This window comes from Paenibacillus sp. MAHUQ-45, assembly GCF_058133325.1.
The window spans coordinates 1-20,591 of the sequence record NZ_JBYUPV010000025.1 but is presented as its reverse complement, the minus strand read 5'-3'; the positions used below and the strand labels follow the sequence as shown (position 1 = coordinate 20,591).

The following is a 20,591-nucleotide window of genomic DNA, read 5'->3' as shown; positions in this document are numbered from 1 at the left end:
CTGCTGCCTCATAACTAAAAAACCCACCTCAGACTCCAGGAGGAGACAAGATGGGTTGTTGAGAGTTAGTTTACTGAGAGTTTCAATAAAACTGTGCGCAAATAACCGTTATATAAACAACGGAATTGTGAAATAACGCACATGATATTAATGTACACTTCAGTACGCCTGCCCGTTAACGGACAAACGCCAATCTCTCCTTCTTCCATCCAGACTATACTGTCGGTCCCGGAATTGCACCGGGTCCACCGTCCGCGTTGTAGCGCGGTCCGGGTAGCGGACTAAGCACTGCAAGATTGACTTGCAGCAACATCACCGCCGGTAGGGAATTTCACCCTGCCCTGAAGGATTGATACCTTATTCATTTTGAAGTATCAAGCTGTTGCTTACAACAAAATTAACACTTAGCCTTGCAAAATGCAAGTATAAATCGTATATTAGCTTATTTTTCGTAACTTTACAACTTTTTGTTGTCAATATCGACCTTACAGCCGCAAAAAACAAGCGCCCAGGAGTTCACTCCTGAGCGCTTGTCCTATGTAAAGCTTGCTTACACACCACGTTCTTGCTGCTTTTTTAACAAATCGCGGATTTCTGTTAGCAAAGCAACCTCCGGCTCCGGTGCGGGTGCTTCTACTACTTCCTCCTTGACCTCTTCTTTCTTCTTGAACTTGCTCGCCAGCTTGATAGCCATAAAGATCGAGAACGCAATGATGAAGAAATCCACCACAGTCTGCAGGAACACCCCGTACTTTACAACAGCATCCCCATACGTAAGCGTCAGTTCATTCAGATTGATGCCACCGATCAGCAGTCCGATAATAGGCATTATGATGTCTTCCACCAAGGAGGAAACAATCTTCCCGAATGCAGCACCAATAATAACAGCGACTGCCAGATCCAGTACATTTCCTTTCAAGGCAAAACTTTTAAATTCTTTCCACATGCTTAATCCTCCCTAGCGCTTGGAATTTGAAATCATTATAGCATCACCTATGCAATACTCCAAAGAATTTCCATAATAATCGACGCTCTTAATCGTTTCTATTAAGATTTTAGCCGAAAGTCTCTCTTAATAGTCTGTGAGAAAATATGTAAATAGTCCTTTCAAGAACCAGGGATTATCAGCTATGATTAGAATTGCTAAATTTCTACGCAAAATTACATCCTTTGGACCAAGGAGTGAGATACCAATGGCCTTTCCCTCTTTTTTCGAAAAAAATCGTACAGACGATTTTCTAATGTTCTCACTTTCACATTGGATTGCTCTGGCACTTGTCGTGCTTGTCTGCCTACTGCTCTATGGGGGAAGGTTCGCCATCCGGCATAATAGCCGTCTGCAAATGACTATTCGCTTGTTGCTCGTGGTAATCCTGCTGGGCTCCGAGGCCGGACTTCAATCGTGGTATGTATCTCAAGGGATCTGGAGATCCGGTTCTTCTCTGCCGCTGGAGCTATGCGGAATTACGCTCTTGTTGTCTGTCGTAATGCTACTCACCCGGAACAGGATGTTGTATGGGTTTCTCTATTTTGCCGGAATTGGCGGTGCGTCCATCGCTTTGCTGACACCCAATCTGGTCTATCCTTTCCCGCACTTTCGATTCCTGCTATTCTTCATCTCACATGGGGCTATCATTCTAGCTTCCCTGTACATGACCTGGGTGGAGGGCTTCAGACCAAGCTGGAAATCCCTTTCCTTCACTATGCTCTGCCTGAATCTGGTCGCTGCCTGCGTTTGGGTCGCTAATTTTATGCTAGGCTCCAATTACATGTTTCTTATGCGAAAGCCAAACACGTATTCCGTTCTGGATTACTTTGGCCCGTATCCCTATTACTTACTGGTGGAAGAGCTCTTCGCATTCGCCGTGTTCCTGTGTATGTACTTAGTGTTCTTTTGGCTACCTGCGCGGATAAAGTCCCGTAACCAACGTATGAATCGGCTTCCCCACTGAGTGCGTGTCAGAAAGGTCTGGAAGTCAGTCCATCGAGCAGATGCCGCAGGGTCGTTAAAGGATGACTCCAGATCATCCGTGGACCCGCGTAGCGCATCACAGTCTTGATCTCGTTGCGCCGGTCTGGCTTATAGCAATGCACCGGGCAGCGTTCACAGGTGGTCTTCTTTTCACCGAAACGACAGTGCTCAAGCCGCTTCCAGGCATAGGTCAGAAGCTCTCCACATTCCCTGCATATACCTTCTCCCTCCACCTCTGCCTTGAGCAACCCGCCCTCCAAATGCCGATGACCCTTACAGTATTTAGCAATCATTATTCCCACCGTGATTTTTTCCCTGCTAATTCTGGGCCCAGCATTAAGTTTCAGAGCTTGTCTCTGCCTTTTAGTCGGTTCTGTGGACATGGCATGCACACCCTTTATTTATTTTCCATAAGTTTACAATATAGGGTTGTACGGTTCAACAAGATTTCAAGGAAATCAGTAATATATGCATAAAAAAGCCTGATCCACCATGGATCAGGCTTTAATACTTCAGGCGGCTGCTCAACACAGGCCTGTAACTTCACTAACAGATTAGGCTTCGATAATTTCTACGGAAGTCATTTTGTCGCGACCTTTGAAAGTATCTACAAGATCCATACCTTCAACAACTTTACCAAATACGGTGTGTACGCCGTCGAGGTGTGGTTGTGGAGCGTAGCAGATGTAGAACTGGCTACCACCAGTGTTCTTACCTGCGTGCGCCATAGCAAGTGTACCGCGCTCATGTTTGTTAGGGTTGATCTCACAGTTGATAGTGTAGCCAGGGCCACCTGTACCAGTACCGTTAGGACAACCACCTTGTGCTACGAATCCAGGAATAACACGGTGGAATACCAGACCGTTGTAGAAGCCGTCGTTTGCCAGCTTTTCAAAGTTGGCTACAGTGTTAGGAGCGTCTTGATCGAACAGATCGATCAGCACTACGCCGCCGTTTTCAAGAGTAATTTTCGCTTGCTTTGCCATATGTAAATGACCCCTTTCAAAATTCCAAATGGTTAAACACTTTTCTTAGTTTACTATGAAATCACGCACAAAGCAAAACAAGCGGAGACTGGCCCGCCTGCTCTGCACTGTATGTTATTCCCCTTGCTCCGAACTCTTCTGTTACTTCGTAACCGCTTGTTTGGCAATACGTTCAGGCACAACATCATTAACGATAATGTCCTGGTAGCTCTCACGACGCACGACCAGATCACTCTGCCCATTTTGCACAAAGACCATTGCCGGACGACGAATCCGGTTGTAGTTGCTGGCCATGGAATAGTTGTATGCACCAGTGGAAGCTACAGCCAGCAAATCACCGCTCTCGGCCTTCGGCAGCTCAACGTCCCAGATCAGCATATCGCCACTCTCACAGCATTTGCCCGCGATGGAGACCTTCTCAGTCGCCGGATCGTTGGCACGGTTGGCGAGCATTGCCTCATACTTGGATTGATACAGAGCAGGACGCGGGTTATCAGTCATACCACCGTCAACCGCAAGATACTTGCGTACGCCAGGAATATCCTTCTCCGTACCTACGGTGTACAAAGTCGTACCCGCTTCGGCCACGATGCTACGGCCTGGTTCTGCCCAGATCTCTGGCAACTCGCTGTAGATCCCGGTAAAGTAAGTTTTCACCGCATCGGTAATAGCTTTTACATAATCGGATACTTGCAGCGGGGTATCTCCTTCAACATAACGGATACCGAAGCCGCCGCCCAAATTCACAACTTTGAATTCCACACCCAGTCCTTCTTTGACAGTGCGGGCAAATTCCGCTACGCGCTCAACCGCAAGCTGGAAACCTTCTGTCTCGAAAATCTGTGAGCCGATATGCGAATGCACACCGAGCAGATTCAAGTTCGCCTTGTCGCTAGTAACTTTAACAGCTTCATAAGCTGCACCGTTGCCGATGTCAAAACCGAACTTGGAGTCAGTCTGACCGGTAGCGGTGTATTCATGGGTATGCGCCTCAACACCCGGTGTCACACGCAACAGAACGTTAACGGTAACTTCTTTGCGTGCTGCAATAGCTTGCAGGAGATTCAGTTCAACCAGATTGTCAGCCACGAAGCAACCGATCTTGGCATCAATCGCCATTTCGATCTCCTCAGACGTCTTGTTGTTGCCATGGAAGTGGATACGTTCTGCCGGGAAGCCGGCCTGCAAAGCTGTGTACAGCTCACCATCAGATACCACATCAAGAGACATGCCTTCTTCGTCAGCCAAGCGAACCATAGCCATGATGGACAACGCCTTGCTCGCATAAGCTACTTGGAAACCAAGACCAGATGCCTTGTAAGCCTCCATATATTCGCGGCAGCGACGACGGACCAGTTGCTCGTCCATTATATATAGCGGTGTTCCATACTCCGCTTTCAAATCCGTTACATCACATCCACCGATCTCCAAATGACCCGCATCATTAATCCGGCTCGTCCCGTGTAAAAACATTCTCATCCTCCAGTTTCTATGGAATACGCATTCCATCTGTCTATTGTATGCTCAGGCTCCCCGCAACGTCCCTGACCTTAAGCTTCGGACAAAAATCCACTTTGTGGGGGCTGGTTAGTATATTCAGTATACCAGACAAACGGAACTCCGTAGAATGGACTAATTTGCAGTTGATTTGTATTATCGTTACTTTTGTTTTTCGTTGTCCTGTACAGGCGGCATTCTTGTATTATCCCGGGTTTTGTTGAAGGAAGGCCGTGTTTTCGAATTCAGAACAGGTTGACGGAGCAAAATTTCGCCCATAGCCTTTGCATTAAAAGGTATAAACGGCCACAAATACGGCGAGTTGTACGACCGATGTATCGTCAACAACACAATTAGCAATGTAGTTCCGATCACAAAGCCTTGCACCTGAAAAGCAGCCACTGCGAGCAAGAGGACAAGCCTGATAATCCGGTTCGCAAGTCCAAGCTCATAGCTCGGTGTAGCGAACATCCCGATGGAAGCCACCGCCATATACAGCACTACCTCGTTGACGAAAAGACCTGTCTTCACTGCGATGTCACCGACCAGAATGGCAGCGATCAGACCCATCGCCGAGCCCAAGGGCGTTGGTGTGTGCACCGCCGCCATCCGCAGTAAATCCACCCCAAGCTCCACAATCAGGAACTGGGCAAGCAAAGGAATCTTGGCCAGTTTTTGCGGCCCAATAAAATCCAGCATGGGCGGCTTCAGCTCCGGGTGGATGACCAGCAGCAGCCACAGGGGCAGTAGAAACATCGAGGCAAAGATCCCAAGGAACCGAACCCACCGCAAGTAACTCCCCATAAAAGGCGTCTGACGGTTCTCTTCGGCATGCTGACAGAGATCGAAAAAGGTTGTTGGGAGTACCATCACACTAGGAGAGGTATCCACAAAAACGACTACCCGGCCCTCCAGCAGATGGGAGGATACATTATCCGGCCTCTCCGAATAGCGGACTAACGGATAGGGGTTCCATCCCCCGTCCACGATTGCCTCTTCCAGCTGCTTATCGGCAAGGGGGATACCGTCAATATTTACACTTGTGATTTTATCCGTAACTGCCTTCACTAGCGCCTTGTCTACAATATCGTCGATATAAGCTACACAGACATCGGTTCGCGTGCGACGGCCGACCTGATGCATCTCAAATTTCAGACCGGGATCACGCAGCCTCCGTCTGACCAGCGCAATATTGCTAAGCAGGGTTTCTGTAAATCCGTCTCGCGCACCACGCACCACCCGCTCAATGGAAGGCTCTTCTGGATTACGGGCGGGATAAGTCCGGGTATCCATCACGATAACCTGGTTCTCTCCCTCGATGAACAATGCGCTCATGCCTGACAATACCTTGTTGATAGTTTCGCTAAGCAGATCGCCCTTCTCCACTTGGATATGAGGAATATAGAGATCCATGAAACTAACCAGCACATCCGTCGATAAATGTTCTGGGGTGATGTAGGTCAAGCGCTTCAGGATTTCATCCAGAATGTTATCTTTGGCGAATCCACTGATACAGAACAGGGCCGCATTGGCGCCCCCAAACTTCATCTCCCTGAAAATAATATCAAAGGAAGACCCGAGTCCTATAACCTCTGTCAGCGTATCCTTAATGCGTTCGAGCGTTTCCGGGATATCATCGTTCCCCTGCCAGTAAACCACAGACTCCTCCAGAGAATCCGAGTGTTCGTTCTGGCGTTTTAATTCCAGCGGATCTTGCTTTTCAGCTTGAGTCTGACCTTTATCCGCACTCTTCCCTTTCTTTCCAGAAGCCTCTGGGATCTGTGGACCCTGCCTACCCTGCACATTTCCAACCGTATCTACTTTTTGCTGTTGATTCTTCTGGGCTGATTCTTGGGGCTGATTGCTGGCTGCCTGTTGTTGGTCTTTCCTCTGTTGGTCTTTCTTCTGTTGGCTTTGCTGCTGCGTGCCCTGCTCCTGCTGGCCTTGTTGTGCTTTACTTTGCTTTGTTTGGCCTTTCTCTTCCTGACCACTTGAAGCGGCGGCTTGTTGCTGTGCTTGCGGATCTTGTGACTGTCCCCCACTCCCGCTATCTCCGCCCTGATCCTCTTGATCGGGATCCTCTTCATCATCTGCGAAGAATCCGAAAAGTCTGGCGAACAATCCCTTGCCCCCGTTCTCTTGGTCCTGCCCCTGATCTCCCAGCTCACCGGAGACCTCCACATCCTGTGAATTTCCCGAATAATTACTCCCACTGGAATCAGACTCAGCCGCCTGATTCTCACCTTCCGCAGGGGAGGACCCAGACTCTGCTGCCTGATCCTCACCTACCTCAGGGGAGGACCCAGATTCTGCCGTCTTGGAATCATTACCGGACTTTGGAGAATCCGTCTGCTGCTTCTCCGAAGTATTTTGGGCGCCAGCGTCAGTTCCTTCAGTCTGCCCTTGCTCCTCGCCGCTGTTATTCCTGTTAATCCAAGCCGGGTTAACTTGGGCAGCCTCCGCCTCGGCTCTTGTCTTGCTGGAAGACAAACCTGATTCCATACTAAACTCCACTTCTGACATAGCGTTTGCTTTGATTACGTCGCTCTCTTTATTGAACCTTGATCCAGCACCTTCGCTGGTGGCATTAGAAGCACCGGAGTCAGCACCCTCCACAGAAGCATAATCAGCGCTTGCATGATCACCATGATTGGAATGATCGCTGTTGAAGCCTTCCGCAGTCTGATGCTCTGCCGTGGAGCCATTTAGCGTAGAATGATCGCCTGTGGACGCATTGCCCCTGGCACTGTCGCTTATTGATCCATCACCAGTTGCTCCTTCGACCCTATTGCTACCGCTAGTTGATTCAGCACCAGTAGCACCTTCACCCCTAGCGCTGTCGCTAATTGATCCGCCACCAGTTGTTCCTTCACCCCTAGCGCTATCACTGGTTGATTCAGCACCAGTAACACCTTCGCCTCTAGCGCTGTCGCTAATTGATCCGTCACCAGTTGTTCCCTCGTCACTAGTACTACCGCTGGTCGGTCCATCACCAACAGATCCTTTGCCTCTAGCGCTACCGCTGGTCGATCCAGCACCAGTAGCACCTGCACCCCTAGTGCTATCGCTACTTGACCCGTCACCAGTTGCTCCCTCGTCGCTAGTGCTGCCGCTGGTCGATCCAGTACCAGCAGATCCTTCAACCCTAGCGCTACCGTTGGTCGATCCATCACCAGCAGATCCTTCAACCCTAGCGCTACCGCTGGTTGATCCGTCACCAGTTGCTCCCTTGTCAGTACCATCCTCGCCAGCAGAGCTACTTGTTGCACCATGGCCTGGTTCTGCTGTTTTTTTGGAGTCCTCACCCTCTGTGCCCAGCTCCATGGAGGCCTTAAGCTCCTGATTCTTGCCTGCCATCCCCTCTCCCGACGAAGTCTTCGTTCCTTCGATGGATGACTCTTTTTCTACCGGTACGCTTTTCTCTACAGAATCCCCGCTGTGAATATATCTGTTCATCCCACAGCCTCCTTTACTTTAAATACACAAACCAGTCATACAATGAGCCCATGACCTTACCGGCAGTCATTGCCATCAATAGCCCGAACATGCGATTAACCATTTGAAGACGTTTTGCCAGAATCGGAAGCACATTCAATACTTCAGTCAATGCGGCGGCCAGCATACCGACGAAGATACCGTTTAACAAGCCCACTGCTATTTCTACCAATGGACCGGAGGTAATTTTCCAGTTCCAGAAATCACTGGCGGTGCCCAGCAGTGACCCTGCGACCATCGCCCCTTCATACCAGTGCACTTTATCGTAAGAAGAGGTTAGTTGCGCCAGTCGGGGTATGATATCAAGCACAACAAAAAGAGCGATCACTCCACCGCCAACGGCGATCCCTCCGGCAATGCCCAACAACAGGTTAATTCCCAGCGTTATCGGCGCTGTCATTGCCTCCGCCCCCCGTGTTCTCGGATATGACTGCTTCACGCTGCTTCATTTTTGCGTATTCCTCGTGAACCACATATTCGTCAATATTTTTCTGGTACAGAAACATCTCAACTTCCAGCGGGGTTGGCTCCTCATTCCATTTTTTCTTGAACAAATGGTTGAAGAAAATCACCATTCCCAGCCCAATGCCCAAGGAATAAGCAATCTGAAACAGATAAGGATGCTCATCCTTTTCCCCAGTCAACATCTCTACAATGCGAATCTGCACCTCCTGCATACTCACATCCGCATGAAAATTCATAATCGTCAGTGCCGAACCAAAAAACAACAACAGCCACACAAGCACGAACAACGCCGTTGACGGGGGCTTCGACTCCACCGGGCCTATAATCTGCACAATCGTTCTGCCTTCGCCGATGAGCTGGATCTCTACTCCTGGCAGGATCTCGTGAATTCGCGGAATCACCATTAGCAGATCAATCAGGATCAAGTTGCCATCACTTTGTTTGGGTTGGATCAACATCAGAGAGTACAGGTCGTCCTCCCACTCCGGGTCTGTAATGAGATTGGCAATATCCCGGAGCATCACCCCCTGACCTTTGGGAACGGACACCCGGTTTTTGAGCTGTATGAAGATGGCGGTTGCCGAATGGTGTGTCATCCGTATTCCTCCTAAAGGGGATCTGGAGCGGTCCAGGGTGGGCTGGACTCCACAGGGTTGAAGAAAAGAATAAAGGTAGTATGGGAGGAAAGGCTGAATTTTACTCTTGAAAAGGGAATTGGAGGTTCTCACGCAGCGCGTCGATCTACTTCCGGGCATGTAAAAAAGCACCTGTTCCCCTGGATCATCCAGTGAAACAAGTGCTTTATAAGGTAAACTGAGCCCTGGGGTCTGTCCCCTCAGGCGTACTATTTGGTTGAGTAACAAAATTAGTTATCCCAGACTTTGCCGCCTGGACTGTTGGCTCGAGATAAAGAACAGCGCTGTCCAGATCAGTGCAAATCCGATAACTTGCGGAAGGGTGACCAGTTGGTTAAACACCACCCAGTTAATGACGACACCCGTCATAGGAAAGCTAAGCTCGGCTAGTGTCGCAAAAGAAGCCTTTGTTGTGCTAAGTCCCTTGTAATACATTAACATGCTCAGAAGTCCCGGTAGCAGCGCCTGCAGCAGCAGATTAAGCGCTACGGCAGAGGTAGCCCCAAGCCCCCCATGGAGCTGCCAAGGCGCGCCTTCCAACGTCGTAACGACGAATAATAAAGGCAAGGCCAAGATGAAACGCAGCGACGTTACCGTCTCATATTTCATGGAACCCAGCAGATAGCGGCCCATCACAGTGGACCCTCCCCAAAGCGCGGCTGCTCCCAGCGCCATGACACTGCTAACGCTGATAAAACTGTTCACATGCCCGAAAGGAATGCTCCAGCCGAAGGTGAGCAGATATGTTCCAATCAAGGCTACGATTATTAGTGGGCCAAAATTTTTCGGCAATCTCTCCTTGAGCAACAGGGCCGCAAGCCCGATAGCGAACAGCGGCTGCAGCTTCTGCAGTAGCAATACGGCATTGAGATCACCACTGGACAATGCCATGGTAAACAGGATTGTAGCGATTGCCGAACCGCCCCAGGAAACGATCAACAGTGCTCCCGCCTGGCGGAAGCGGATAGCTTTCAGCTCGGCGCGGTGCCGCCACAGAACAGGAAATGCGGCGATAAACAGCACGACATGCTCTAGTAACACAATTTGCGAAGAAGTGAGCGACTTGAGCAAAATGATACGAAACAGCGGGTCCACGCCCCAGAGCGCCGCCCCCAAAACAACCAGCCAAAACCCGCTCCGCAGACGCGCCGGGCGCACTGCGGAGGATGAAGCAGATACATTACTCATCTTACATTCTCCTTGTCGATACAAACCCTCGATTAAGAGACCAAAAACCCCCGATTTGCCTTGGAACAGGCAATACTCGGGGGTATTATCAATAAAAGCGTACAGGAAACAGACCCCGCGCCTTTATCTTATGATCCTCTCCCATCCGGACTTTACCGTCGGCTCTGGAATTGCACCAGATCAGTCGCCTCTCCTGCTAACAGGTGGAAACGAGTCGCGGGCTTTGCTCACTCTGAACATTACCGCCGGTTAGGAATTTCACCTTACCCCGAGAATCTTGTATTCCGTTATTATTTTCACAATCCAAGAATAAACCTATTGCAGCCATTCGTCCAGCCTTTTATGAAAATATTCATATTTCTTTCATGACATACAAGCAAATTCGTCACTGAAAATGACAGATTTGCCACTACATAAATGGGATATTCAAGGTATAATTCAATTAATTTCATTACCAATAATATCAAGGAAAAGGAGCCCCATTCATAGTGAAGGACTCATTCTGGACAAAGCTGATACTCTCCGTCGTTTCCGTAGGCGGTATCGCCCTGATCGGATTTATCACTACTCTCATAACGGCTCTAACTGTCGGCCTCAAATTCTATGCGCCGCTTCTGATCACTGTCACTGTTTTCTTGGCCATCTACTCTGTCATCACAATATTCCAAATACTGAAACAGCGAACCAGGCACATCGTATTACTCTCATTCGCCGGGATCTCTCTGCTAACCACTGCTGGCTATGAGCTCAATAAAATGTATATGAACAGCTTTGACGAGATCAACGAGCAGGAGGTCAACCTGGCACAATACGCGCCTTTTGTCCCCAATACCAAAGCTGCTGCACTTACTGAACCTGCGACCTTTACCATTCCTGAAAATCTTCCGCGTCTTGACGGCGCCACAGCCCTTTATCCGCTGTATGCGGCCTTTGCCCAGGCTGTGTATCCTTCTGGCGAGTACCAGCCTTATGGCGCAGATAGCTTAATCACCTGCTCAACAACTCCGGTGGCCTATAAACGCTTGCTTGAAGGCGAAGTCGATATGATTTTTGCTGCGGCCCCATCTGAATCTCAGCAGAAGGAAGCACAGCAAAAAGGCGTGCAGCTCAAGCTGACGCCGATTGGCCGGGAAGCTTTCGTATTCTTCGTGAATAGGCGCAATTCGGTCAAAGGGCTGACCATTGCACAGATCAAGGAAATCTACTCGGGAAAAATCACAAACTGGAAAGAGGTAGGCGGCAGCAACGACCGGATTCGGGCCTTCCAGCGTCCAGAGGATAGCGGCAGCCAGACCATGCTTCATAAGTTTATGAAGGGCACACCGCTTATGACCCCTCCACAGAAGGACGTTGCCGACCTCATGAGCGGTATCATTAGCCGGACTGCAAACTACCGCAATTTCCGAAATGCGCTCGGCTACAGCTTCCTGTTCTACGCCTCTGAGCTAAATCATGACGGAGAGATTGCACTGCTGGAGATCGATGGGATACGACCGGATAGAACGACAATCCGTAGTGGTGAATATCCTTTTGCCACCGCATTCTATGCCGTTACAGCCGGCAGCAGCAATCCTAACATCGAGCCGTTTATCGACTGGATTACCTCACCACAGGGACAGGAACTGGTGGAGAAGACAGGTTATACTTCTTTGGAATGAGTTTCACTGGATGCTCCAACAGTATGGAACATCCTCTGATTTATTCGGCTGTAACTGTAGGTGACAGCAGCTTTGATAGCAAGCCATGCTTTGGTGAAGCCAGGAAGCTGATCATGAACAGTACCCCGGTAGCGAAAGCCATCGAACCCGATATCGATGTATCCAGCCAGGCTGCGGTATAGTATCCTGCGACTGCAGCCAGGATGCCAAAGCCCCCACTCAGCACAAACATCAAGGACAAACGATCTGTCCAAAGATAGGCCGAAGCTGCAGGAGTAATCAGCATAGCCACAACCATGATCGCTCCTACAGCATCAAAGGCCGCCACTGTAGTGATAGACAAGAGCGACATAAATGCATAGTGCATGACAACAACCGGAATACCGAGGCTTGCAGCCAGTGCAGGATCAAAGGATGTTATTTTCCATTCTTTGTAGAATCCAATCACTGCCGCTAGAACCACCAGCAACACAATGGACAGAATGAAGGTGGCCTCGGGAATGTCTCCGATCCATGGTAGATGCACCGTTGTCCACGGCACAAAGGTGATTTCGCCCATCAAGGCATGCTTCACATCCAGATGGGCATTGCCCACCTTCGTAGCAATCAGGATTACCCCCACCGCAAACAAGGTCGTGAACACCACTCCAATCGATGCCTCACCCTGCACCCCACGCGACTGCAGCCACTGGATCAATAAGGATGTTAATAGCCCTGCCACGACAGCGCCGATCAGCATGTGATACCCACTCAGTTCACGCGTGACCAGAAAAGCAACAACTATACCCAGGAGCACGGTATGACTGATGGCATCCGCCATCATCGCCATTCTACGCAAAATCAACAGAACGCCGATTGTACCGCATGACAAGCCTACTAGTGAAGCGGTCAGCAAAATCCAGCCGGTATAGCTCATCAGTATCCCCCCTCCTTCACAACTGTTTGCTCTCTCTCGGCTGGTGCCGACAATCCACTCTTTGTTCTGCTGCGCTGCTGCAGGCGGACAATCACTAGTCCTTTCTGGGCACCGAACAGCAGAGAAACCATGAAGAAGGCTGAAGATGTAACAACGATGAAGGGACCCGTTGGCCATCCTTTACCCATCGTACTTAGCACCGTCCCAATCACACCTGATCCTCCTCCGATAAGTGCTGCACCGATCAGCATCCATTTAAAAGAATGCGTCCAGTACCGCGCGCTCACTGCTGGAATAATCAACAAGGCGGACATAAGGATAACCCCGACGGCTTGAATGCCGATGACAATTACCAGTACCAGTAAGCCTGAATAGAGACTGTTCATCAACCGGAGTGACAAACCGAGGCCTTTGGCAAAGGCGGGGTCGAACAGAAACAGCTTCCACTCCTTGAATCCCAGCCAGACGGTGGAGATAACCAGAAGTCCCAGCGCACTCATGGTGTAGACATCGGTACGAACCATGGAAGCGGCCTGCCCGAAGATAAATCCATCAAGTCCACTTACATTGCCGCCCCCGGTCCGGTTCACGATCGTGAGCAGCATAATCCCAAGGCCGAAGAACACGGACAGCACGATGCCCATCGCTGTATCTTCCTTGATCCGACTGGCGGAAACTACCCATTGCACCAGGAACGCGCCGATCAGCGCACTGATGGCCGCCCCCAAGATCAGCACAGGCAGCATTTTCACACCGGTGATGGCAAAAGCAATAACCACGCCCGGCAGCGCCGCATGGGACAACGCATCACTCATCAGGCTCTGCCGTTTCCAATAGGCGAGACAGCCAATCATCCCTGAGGCGACACCAAGCACGAGCATGCTAAGCAATACCCACCAAGCATTGGGCGACAGCAGGAGTGTCATGACGGCACCTCTTTTCTCCAGCGCAGGCCTGCCCCGTACGTCCGGTACACATTGTCTTTCGTGAACACATCCGCTGTCTCTCCATAATTCATCACCGTGCGGTTAAGCAGCAACACATGATCAAAATAATCCTCCACGGTCTGAAGATCATGATGCACGACCATAACCGTCTTGTTGCGCCCCTTCAATTCTCTCAGCGTAGTCATGATCGCCTGCTCTGTAGCCGCATCCACACCTGCGAGTGGTTCATCCATGAAATACAACTCGGCATCCTGAACCAACGCCCGAGCCAGAAAGACCCGCTGCTGCTGTCCACCAGACAATTGACTGATCTGGCGGCTAGCGTAATTCGCCATGCCCATCTGCTCCAGTGCCGTCATCGCCTGATCGCGGTGCCGTGCTTTGGGCGATTTCAGCCACCCCACTTTTCCATATAGCCCCATCATTACGACATCCAGTGCATCTGTTGGGAAATCCCAGTCCACGGAGCCCCGCTGCGGGACATAGCCGATTTTTTGGCGTATCGCCTTCAGCGGCTTTCCGGCAAAATGAACCGTTCCCTCAAGCTTCGGATGCAGCTCCAGCATCACCTTCAGCAGGGTCGATTTGCCCGCACCGTTGGGGCCTACAATTCCGGTTAGCGATTCCTTAGGCAGCTCGAAATTGACTTCGTCCAGTACTTTACTTTTCCGATAAGCGGCCGATAAGCCTGTGACACTAAGTCCCTGCATGTTAGTTACCTCCCCCGCCCAGTGCTGTAGCGATGGTCTTGACGTTATGTCGATACATCCCGATATATGTTCCTTCCGGGGTCCCGCCGTCGCCCATCGCATCCGAGAATAGCTCACCGCCAAGCTTTACCTGAAGCCCTCTGCTTCCCGCGCCCTGGATCACCGCATTAATCGAATTCTGGTTGACGCTACTCTCCACAAATACGGCAGGAACCTTATACTCCAGAAGCAGCCCTATGGTATCATCCACATCCGTAATGCCAATCTCATCTTCTGTACTGAGACCTTGCAGACCGACCACCTTCAGCCCGTGCATCCGTCCGAAATAGCCAAAAGCATCATGAGCGGTAACCAACACTCTCTGCTTTTCTGGAATGGTGCTCATCATGTCTGCGGACTCCTTCTTCAATTCATCCAGCTTTTTAAGATAGTCATTCTTGTTGGCCTCGAATAGCTCCGCATGCTCCGGAAAATGCTCCTTCAATCCGTCTGTAGCAGAACCAAGTGCTGTTCCCCAAAGATCAATATCAAACCAAACATGGGGATCGATATCACCCTTCTCATCCTTCAGTCGCAAATCCTCAGGAATGGCTTCAGCAATCGCCTTCACCGGCTTGGTTTTGCCGATCTGTTCAAAGACCTGCGTCATATTACCCTCCAAATGAAGTCCGCTGTAGAATACGATATCTGCCGATGCCATCTTCTTAATATCCCCTTGCGTCGCGTTATACAGGTGAGGGTCCACACCAGGGCCCATCAAACTGCTAACACTGACCTTATCCCCGCCAATAATAGAAAGCGGCTCGGCAATCTGTGCGATGGTGGTGACAATAGCAATTTTCCCATCCGCCTCTGCTCCCTTGCCTTCTTGGCCCTCCGCTGAGCATGCCGATAATACCAATGACAACACCAAGGACAGAGCGAGTCCACACCTCGCCTTCCTACCCTTCAGTCTCTCTCTCATGTTGCTTCCTCCTCTTGACAACCTGATGATCAGGTAATTTTTTGAAAAATAAATAAATGACCTCACGAAAATATTTTTCCCTAAGGAAACAATTGTTTCTATAACCAAAATTAATTCCTTACTGCTGATTTGTCAAGAAATTAATCCGATATTCTGTACACTTCTTCATCATTTTTTCCGATATAAATATCAGTGTGTTCACCCATAACGTTGATTTAACAGGGATTTAAGGATCCATCTTCACGTGAATTTTACACTCACTAAAAAATTTAAAAGAGTGAAACAATTTTCACTTTATTGCTGCTCATCTCTTTCTGTTACTGAAAAAACACTTCGAGTGGTCATTCGAAGATGCAAAATTTTATCCCGAAACCACTGCAACTTTTGGAAAGTTTTGTCGTCTAACCTATATATATGCCTTCATTGGCATCGTAGATAGACTGTGTCCATACATAGGATCAACACACAAGGATGGTGAGATGGTGAAATGAAGAAGTACGGTTTGTGGGCAGTACTGCTGATTCTTGCGCTCGTACTGGTATTTCCCGTTACGGGACATGCTGCCGCGTCCAGCACACACATTAATCTGGATGGCAACGATCTGTCCTTGCCTAAGGATGTACAGGTCCAGATTGTGAACGGAAGTGTCATGGTGCCACTTCGTCTCGTCACGGAGCAGCTAGGGTATGGAGTCAAATGGGATAACATCTCAAAGATAGCGACAATTGAGCAGGGAGGACGTGTGCTGAAGCTGGTCGTGAACCAGAAAGAAGCGGAGGCCGATGGTGCGCAGATCATCCTCGATAATCCGCCCTTCCTGAGCAAAGGTACCACGTTTGTTCCATTAAGATTTATCGGAGAACAGACAGGTGCCACTGTCGGTTGGGACAATTTTACCAAGACCGTATACTTAACCTCTCCAGCACAGGAGATTGGCGTCGATAACGGAGGATCAGCCACTCCTGCGCCTGGGGATATACCCTCTCCGACGCCGGATAATGGAGCCACCCCGCCGGGAGGTAACGCTACTCCTCCGGCAAGTACGATATCGGCATCCTTAACGGATATGAGCTTTAATGACAACAAGCTGATTATCTCTTTGAACGGAAGTGTAAAGCCGAACATCTTTACAATGACTGGTACTGACCGGATTGTTATCGACTTGCCGAATACTGTCTTTGGACAAGCCTTCAGCCAGGGACTGCCTCTGTCTGCTGGACAAAGCGGCCAAGTGCCTATAACGGGTTACCCTGACGTCACGGGCGTCCGATATTCCCTGTTCAGCAGCACACCGTCAACGATACGTATTGTTCTGGACTTGAGTAGCGCTAAAACGTACGGTGTGACCAATGCCAATGATGGTCTGTTGATTATTGATTTGAACGGGACTGGCGGCTATATCCCTGACCCTGGTGCTACTCCTATACCGACACCTACGCCGGATACATCCGTTACGCCATTGCCGGGCGACTCTGGCAAGAAGGTGATCGTACTAGATGCCGGACACGGCGGTAAAGATCCAGGAGCCAGCAGCCTGAACAACCTCAAGGAAAAGGACTTCACGCTCGCGGTTGTCCTCAAAATCGAGGCGCTACTGAAGAACGAGCCGAATATCCAAGTCGTGCTTACCCGCAGTGGAGATACATATCCTACTCTGCAGGAAAGAGCCAAATTAGCTAATAGTCTTAATGCTTCTTTGTTTGTTTCCGTACATGGCAATAGTCCGCCATCTGGGACCAAAACCAGCCCAAGTGGAACGGAGACCCATTACTCTCGCAAAGAAAGCCTTCAATTTGCCCAAACCGTCCATAAGTATCTGGTTCAGGCCACCGGCCTGCCAGATCGAGGACTCAAACTGAACAGTCTGCATGTAACCAGGGAAACGACAATGCCAGCAATCCTGCTGGAAGTCGGGTTCCTTACCAATTCGAAGGACGAAGCCTTGATGTATTCAGATGATTTCCAGCAAAAAGTTGCGGAAGCAGTTGTCGCTGGTATCAAGGAATATTTGAAAATGTAGTCCGATCGACAAGTTCTGATGTGAAGCTAGGCAACTGTTTGAAGCCAAAAAATCCAGCCCCTGCAATGGGGCTGGATTTTTATTTTATATTCTATCTATCAGGCTTATTGATTGCTCTAAATAATGAATTGCAGGATTTAAAATTCGCTTTATCCCATGATGCCTTCCAGATTACCTGAAATTTTTTGAGATAACGAAATTAGTAGCTCCTGCTCTTCATCTGACAGATTTTGAGAAGCCGCTTTCTCCATTTCTGTCCAAACGGCAGTCGCCTTGTCCACAAGTTCTCGACCATTCTCCGTTAGTTTAACCAGCGTGACGCGCCCATCCTTAGGTGAACGGGAGCGAGTGACTAGTCCTGCTTCCTCCAAGCGTCGAACGGACTTGGCAATCGTAGAATGATCCAGTCGCATCGTACGTCCGAGACACTGCTGCGATTGTCCGTCTTGCTCTCCTAACTGCATCAGCATAATTTCTTGACCTGCGAATAAACCAGCCTCGCGTAGCAAATATGCAGCCAAACCACGATGCGATCTAGCCATAGAAAAAATTGCGAAATTAATAGGAAATCGCTGGATGACCTGCGTTTCCTGCTCAGCCTTAGGTGTACAGGAGCTTTCCTGACTCTCTTCAAAGTTACTCATCTTTCAAATCACCTTTCCGCTTTTACTTATTATTAAGCGTAGAGAATTATTCTGCACTTGTAAAGAAGCGGGTGTATAAATAAAAATTGCGCCATAACACAGCCTCAATGCTGCTGTATTATGGCGCCGGATAAATGGAAATTATAGATCAAGCTTATTTCATTGTCGGATAATCGATATAGCCGTGGCTGTCACCGCCATAAAAAGTTGTAGGATCGGCTTCATTTAATGGTGCCCCTGATTTCAAACGATCTACCAAATCAGGATTGGCCAGCGCCCAGGTTCCTACCGATACAATATCGGCTAAGTTATCCTTCAAATCTCTATCCAGCTCTTCTAATGGACGTCCAGGACGATTGACGATCAGCGTGGTTGGCCAAGCCGAACGAATATCTTTAAGCAATGCTTCGTCGCCACCATGAAGAATATGGAGGTAGGCTAAGTTAAGCTCACCCAGCTTGGAAATCAAATATTTATACACCTTAGGACCGTCTGCACCTTCTGTCAGATCCCCAAGAGGAACTCCAGGAGAGAGCCTGATCGCTGTGCGACTAGCTCCAATTTCCTCAGCCACCGCTGCCGCAACTTCAATAGCGAATCTAGCGCGATTTTCAATCGATCCTCCATACGAATCCGTGCGCACGTTAGCATTCTCAGAAATAAACTGATGAATAAGATAGCCGTTTGCCCCATGGATTTCAACACCATCAGCTCCTGCTTGTATGGCCGCTGCGGCAGCTCTGCGGAAATCACCAATTGTTTCTTGGATTTCTTCCAAACTTAACTCACGCGGAACAGGAACATCTTGCAAGCCTGTTGCAGTGTACATTTGTGCCTTTGGAGCAATGGCTGAAGGGGCCACTGGCTGACGGTGATGAGGTGTATTGTCTGGATGTGACATGCGCCCTGCATGCATAAGCTGAATGAACAAGTATCCACCTGCTTCGTGAACACGATCAGCCACCTTTTTCCAACCTGCAATATGCTCTTCTGTATAAATACCTGGTGAAAATAAATAACCTTGTCCATCCTCTGAAGGCTGTGCTCCTTCACTAATTAGAAGGCCCAAAGAAGCTCGTTGTGCATAATATTCCGCACTATGTTCTCCTGGAGTACCGTCGAACTGAGCCCGTGATCTAGTCATTGGCGCAAGTGCCAAACGATGTTGCAAATTTATATCCCCAACTACTACTGGTTTCCAAATTGTTTTCATTGAAAAAACTCCTCTCAATTTATATAAACGTTGCCGGCAACATAAATTTATCAAACATATATGTGGCTGTCAACATATTTTATGTTGCCGGGAACATATTATAATAAACTTTTGAGTAAGAAGACATTGAACGTACCATTTTGAAAGCAATTCGCATTGCATAATATAGAAATACTAAGGTGCCTCAAGCACAAGAACCGTCGGTCAACCGGTTTAAGTCCGATGGAAAAATACGCGTCAAAGGTGCGTACCATATACATAGCGTAAACAGCTACCATAGCCGGTTAAACATTTGGCTGGATCGCTTTAACGAAGTAGCGACGAAATATTTGCAACACTATCTGGTGTGGTTTCAACTCTTAGACGAAAAGGAATACGAAAACACCACAGCGAATAAAAAGAATATGTTAGTGACTTCCTGCTTATATACGGTCAAAGTAAGGTATCGTAACTAGATTGGGGGGGACTTATTGAATCTTCGCAGAGCTGCACTATCTATGCTCTTAATTCTATCGTGCGTTATATCCAGCACAACGGTATCTGCCGATTGGGCATTCCAGTTCGTGGTGTATAACGGGAGTGTCTATGCCCATCAAGGTACATATACACCCGTTGAAACAATAGGAAAGAAAATCGGAGAAGTGACGTTCTATTCCGATCGTGAAGGAACGTATTCCGGCAATTTTTCGAATACCTATCCGAAAGGGACGCCTTATTACCGTATCCTCGATATCAGTGATTCTGCAGTCATCGCGGTACAAGAAAGCGATGGTCGGTACGCAACCTTACTCTATCACGGCAAATATGCTGGTAAACCAGACTATACCAAACCGATCATGCTATTCCTCATTAGCTTTGTCATCATTGGTTATGCCGCTTGGCTATGGGGACGAAAACGTCGATTACAGTAAAAAAACCGCCTCAAAGGCGGTCAGAGTGTCGAGAAACACATTCTCTATGATTGTTGATGATAAATAGCCTTATAAATCAGGCTCAGCTTCATCATCAGTGATTGCCAAAACAATTGCTTCAAAGGTTGAAACTTATGCCTGGGGGCTAACGGACCCTATTGTCGTTATTTGTACATCAAGTAGCTTTTGCAACATGTAACGGACTCAGCTGCCGCTATTTCCTCCCAAACAGTGGATTTCACACAGGATTTCTGCTCATAACGTCTCTGGAGTCTAATCTTGTATCACTATATTTCCAATTAAAGGTAAACGATTTCAGAGTACCCGAGAGCCAACAGATGTTTTATGATGAGAACACCAACGTATAAAG

The 20,591-nt window shown here is 48.9% G+C and carries 20 protein-coding genes, 1 pseudogene and 2 riboswitches; of the genes and pseudogenes, 5 read left to right on the top strand and 16 right to left on the bottom strand.

The window, feature by feature from the left end:
• Nucleotides 1-193: 193 nt before the first annotated feature.
• A riboswitch (FMN riboswitch) is annotated at nt 194-353 on the bottom strand.
• A 197-nt stretch (nt 354-550) separates the two neighbouring features.
• The gene (gene mscL / locus AC3Y23_RS28835) at nt 551-946 is read right to left on the bottom strand and encodes a large conductance mechanosensitive channel protein MscL (protein ID WP_379205519.1); all 396 of its coding nucleotides are present in this window, start codon (nt 944-946) and stop codon (nt 551-553) included.
• A gap of 247 nt (nt 947-1,193) precedes the next feature.
• Between mscL and AC3Y23_RS28830 the strand changes: the two genes are divergently transcribed.
• Nucleotides 1,194-1,952 (top strand): YwaF family protein, encoded by a 759-nt coding sequence (locus AC3Y23_RS28830; RefSeq protein ID WP_379205518.1) that lies wholly within the window; start codon nt 1,194-1,196, stop codon nt 1,950-1,952.
• A gap of 7 nt (nt 1,953-1,959) precedes the next feature.
• On the opposite strand, the gene AC3Y23_RS28825 is transcribed toward AC3Y23_RS28830, so the two are convergent.
• From AC3Y23_RS28825 to AC3Y23_RS28785, 9 genes are all read right to left on the bottom strand, one after another.
• Nucleotides 1,960-2,355 carry a nitrous oxide-stimulated promoter family protein gene (locus tag AC3Y23_RS28825; RefSeq protein ID WP_379205517.1) on the bottom strand — a complete coding sequence of 132 codons (396 nt, stop codon included), beginning with the start codon at nt 2,353-2,355 and terminating at the stop codon, nt 1,960-1,962.
• A 171-nt stretch (nt 2,356-2,526) separates the two neighbouring features.
• Nucleotides 2,527-2,958 (bottom strand): peptidylprolyl isomerase, encoded by a 432-nt coding sequence (locus AC3Y23_RS28820; RefSeq protein ID WP_379205516.1) that lies wholly within the window; start codon nt 2,956-2,958, stop codon nt 2,527-2,529.
• A gap of 141 nt (nt 2,959-3,099) precedes the next feature.
• Nucleotides 3,100-4,431, bottom strand: coding sequence for a diaminopimelate decarboxylase (gene lysA, locus AC3Y23_RS28815; protein ID WP_379205515.1), 1,332 nt, complete (start codon nt 4,429-4,431; stop codon nt 3,100-3,102).
• 186 nt (nt 4,432-4,617) lie between these two features.
• Nucleotides 4,618-6,258: a spore germination protein gene (locus AC3Y23_RS28810; RefSeq protein WP_379205532.1), complete on the bottom strand. Its 1,641-nt coding sequence runs from the start codon at nt 6,256-6,258 to the stop codon at nt 4,618-4,620.
• Nucleotides 6,259-6,992: 734 nt separating this feature from the next.
• Nucleotides 6,993-7,160 carry a hypothetical protein gene (locus AC3Y23_RS28805; protein WP_379205514.1) on the bottom strand — a complete coding sequence of 56 codons (168 nt, stop codon included), beginning with the start codon at nt 7,158-7,160 and terminating at the stop codon, nt 6,993-6,995.
• Nucleotides 7,161-7,208: 48 nt separating this feature from the next.
• Nucleotides 7,209-7,727, bottom strand: a complete 519-nt coding sequence (locus AC3Y23_RS28800; protein ID WP_379205513.1) for a hypothetical protein — start codon at nt 7,725-7,727, stop codon at nt 7,209-7,211.
• Nucleotides 7,728-7,924: 197 nt separating this feature from the next.
• On the bottom strand, nt 7,925-8,350 hold the full coding sequence (locus tag AC3Y23_RS28795) for a stage V sporulation protein AB (protein ID WP_379205512.1): 426 nt from the start codon (nt 8,348-8,350) through the stop codon (nt 7,925-7,927).
• Complete coding sequence (locus AC3Y23_RS28790) at nt 8,322-9,011, bottom strand: stage V sporulation protein AA (protein WP_379205511.1); 690 nt, start codon at nt 9,009-9,011, stop codon at nt 8,322-8,324. Before AC3Y23_RS28790 ends, AC3Y23_RS28795 begins: the two co-directional genes overlap by 29 nt.
• Before the next feature lie 273 nt (nt 9,012-9,284).
• Nucleotides 9,285-10,238, bottom strand: coding sequence for a DMT family transporter (locus tag AC3Y23_RS28785; RefSeq protein ID WP_379205510.1), 954 nt, complete (start codon nt 10,236-10,238; stop codon nt 9,285-9,287).
• Nucleotides 10,239-10,367: 129 nt separating this feature from the next.
• Nucleotides 10,368-10,518, bottom strand: a riboswitch (FMN riboswitch).
• A gap of 208 nt (nt 10,519-10,726) precedes the next feature.
• On the opposite strand from AC3Y23_RS28785, the gene AC3Y23_RS28780 reads away from it, so the two are divergent.
• Nucleotides 10,727-11,896 (top strand): PstS family phosphate ABC transporter substrate-binding protein, encoded by a 1,170-nt coding sequence (locus AC3Y23_RS28780; protein ID WP_379205509.1) that lies wholly within the window; start codon nt 10,727-10,729, stop codon nt 11,894-11,896.
• 40 nt (nt 11,897-11,936) lie between these two features.
• Here AC3Y23_RS28780 and AC3Y23_RS28775 read toward each other — a convergent pair whose 3' ends face one another.
• Genes AC3Y23_RS28775 through AC3Y23_RS28760 form a run of 4 tightly spaced genes read right to left on the bottom strand, consistent with a single transcriptional unit; the run spans nt 11,937 to nt 15,433 of the window.
• Complete coding sequence (locus AC3Y23_RS28775; RefSeq protein ID WP_379205508.1) at nt 11,937-12,812, bottom strand: metal ABC transporter permease; 876 nt, start codon at nt 12,810-12,812, stop codon at nt 11,937-11,939.
• Nucleotides 12,812-13,738: a metal ABC transporter permease gene (locus AC3Y23_RS28770; protein ID WP_379205507.1), complete on the bottom strand. Its 927-nt coding sequence runs from the start codon at nt 13,736-13,738 to the stop codon at nt 12,812-12,814. Before AC3Y23_RS28770 ends, AC3Y23_RS28775 begins: the two co-directional genes overlap by 1 nt.
• Entirely contained in the window at nt 13,735-14,469 is a 735-nt protein-coding gene (locus tag AC3Y23_RS28765; RefSeq protein ID WP_379205506.1) for a metal ABC transporter ATP-binding protein, read from the bottom strand. Before AC3Y23_RS28765 ends, AC3Y23_RS28770 begins: the two co-directional genes overlap by 4 nt.
• 1 nt (nt 14,470) lies before the next feature.
• The gene (locus AC3Y23_RS28760) at nt 14,471-15,433 is read right to left on the bottom strand and encodes a metal ABC transporter solute-binding protein, Zn/Mn family (RefSeq protein WP_379205505.1); all 963 of its coding nucleotides are present in this window, start codon (nt 15,431-15,433) and stop codon (nt 14,471-14,473) included.
• Between the two features lie 487 nt (nt 15,434-15,920).
• Between AC3Y23_RS28760 and AC3Y23_RS28755 the strand changes: the two genes are divergently transcribed.
• On the top strand, nt 15,921-17,453 hold the full coding sequence (locus AC3Y23_RS28755) for an N-acetylmuramoyl-L-alanine amidase family protein (protein ID WP_379205504.1): 1,533 nt from the start codon (nt 15,921-15,923) through the stop codon (nt 17,451-17,453).
• Nucleotides 17,454-17,602: 149 nt separating this feature from the next.
• Here the strand turns inward: AC3Y23_RS28755 and AC3Y23_RS28750 are convergent, their stop codons facing one another.
• Together AC3Y23_RS28750 and AC3Y23_RS28745 are read right to left on the bottom strand one after the other, a co-directional pair.
• Nucleotides 17,603-18,097 (bottom strand): MarR family winged helix-turn-helix transcriptional regulator, encoded by a 495-nt coding sequence (locus AC3Y23_RS28750; protein WP_379205503.1) that lies wholly within the window; start codon nt 18,095-18,097, stop codon nt 17,603-17,605.
• A 154-nt stretch (nt 18,098-18,251) separates the two neighbouring features.
• Nucleotides 18,252-19,310 (bottom strand): alkene reductase, encoded by a 1,059-nt coding sequence (locus AC3Y23_RS28745; protein WP_379205502.1) that lies wholly within the window; start codon nt 19,308-19,310, stop codon nt 18,252-18,254.
• A gap of 209 nt (nt 19,311-19,519) precedes the next feature.
• Between AC3Y23_RS28745 and AC3Y23_RS28740 the strand changes: the two are divergent.
• Both AC3Y23_RS28740 and AC3Y23_RS28735 read left to right on the top strand, forming a co-directional pair.
• Nucleotides 19,520-19,765 (top strand): annotated as a pseudogene (locus AC3Y23_RS28740) (IS1595 family transposase); the annotation flags it as partial.
• 15 nt (nt 19,766-19,780) lie between these two features.
• Nucleotides 19,781-20,221 carry a hypothetical protein gene (locus AC3Y23_RS28735; protein ID WP_379205501.1) on the top strand — a complete coding sequence of 147 codons (441 nt, stop codon included), beginning with the start codon at nt 19,781-19,783 and terminating at the stop codon, nt 20,219-20,221.
• The last annotated feature ends 370 nt before the right edge of the window (nt 20,222-20,591 follow it).